Consider the following 1,463-nt stretch of genomic DNA (forward strand, 5'->3'; position numbering starts at 1 on the left):
GACGAGATCGAGGATGCGTATCCGCTGTCGGCGTTGCAGGCGGGGATGGTGTTCCACACCCAGCTGGAGCAGTTCAGCGGGTTGTATCACGACATTGTCGGCCAGCATGTGCGCTGTCCCTGGGACGCGGCCTGTTTCGAGCAGGCGTTGGCGTCGTGCGTGGCCGAGCACCCGGTGCTGCGCACGGGGTTCAGGCTGGACGGCGCGCGTCCGTTGCAGTTCGTGCGGCGGGAGGTGGCGCTGCCGCTGCGGGTGGAGGACCTGCGGGCGATGCCGGAACAGGAACAGGAAGAACACCTTGCGTCCTGGACGGAGGCGCACAAGCGTCACGTGTTCGACTGGGAGCGGGGGCCGCTGTTCCAGATCCACGTGTTCCTGCGCAGCGACGACAGCTTCCATTTCGTGCTTAGTGCGCATCACTCGGTTCTTGACGGTTGGAGCTGGGCGGCGTTCACGACCATGCTCTACAACCGCTATGCGCTCCGGCTGTCGGGTCAGGCGCTGGTGGCGAGTGCCGGCAACCCGGGTTTCCGCGACTTCGTCGCGCTGGAGCTGGAGATGCTCCGCGATCCGGACGCGCGCGCGCATTTCCTGGCGCAGCTGGAGGGCGCGCCTGGCCAGCAGTTGCCGCGGATCACACGGGCGACGGAAGGGCCCGTGGCGGCGCGGCGTTCTAGCTATGAGGTTGGCGGCTTCGCAGCGCTGTCCTCCGGGCTGGTGGGATTGGCGCGGCGGCTGGGCGTACCGATCCAGTCGGTGGCGCTGGCCGGCCATTACAAGGTGTTGTCGACCCTGAGCGGTCAGCCGATGGCGGTCAGTGGCGTCACCCACAACGGCCGTCCGGAGCAGGAGGGTGCGGAGCAGGCGCTGGGTCTGTTCCTGAACTCGTTGCCGATGGCGATCGACACGAGCGATTGCAGTTGGCGCGAGCTGGTCGCCCGGGTGGTGGACGTGGGGGCGCGGAACATGGCCTATCGGGCCTACCCGCTGGCCCGGATCCAACAGGACCTGGGGATGACGTTCGAGGAGGTGACGTTCAACTACACGCACTTCCATGCTTACGATGCGCTGGCGGCCAGTGATTCCGAGCAGTTGCAGGTGCTGAGCCTGGATGTGTTCGAACAGACCAACTACGAGTTCCTGGTCGAGGTGTCGCGGAGCATCGCCGGCGATGACGGCCTGTCGCTGCACTTGAAGTACGACGCGGCGGTGATCGATGTGGATACGGTGTCGCGTATCGGCGATTACTATCTGCGTGCCTATGCGCAGATGCTGGCCGATCCGGAGTCGTCGCATCTGGCGGCGCCGCTGCTGGACGAATCCGAACTGACCCAACTGCGCGACAGCCGCAATGCGACCGTGGTGGCGTACGACGCCCGCCCGGTGCAGCAACAGATCGCGGAGCAGGCGCAGCGCACGCCGGCATCGCCGGCGGTGGTCTGCGGCGATGTCACGCTCAGCTA

Annotated in this window: 1 protein-coding gene; it reads left to right on the forward strand. The window is 66.4% G+C overall.

Annotation, left to right across the window (positions count from 1 at the left end; all coding sequences use genetic code 11):
• The coding region (locus tag FKV24_RS17255) for a condensation domain-containing protein (protein WP_211371907.1) at positions 1–1,463 on the forward strand (1,463 nt) is incomplete at both ends.

Origin of the sequence: Marilutibacter maris (assembly GCF_006546735.2) — a bacterium.
In the GTDB taxonomy this organism is placed as follows: Bacteria; Pseudomonadota; Gammaproteobacteria; order Xanthomonadales; family Xanthomonadaceae; genus Marilutibacter; species Marilutibacter maris.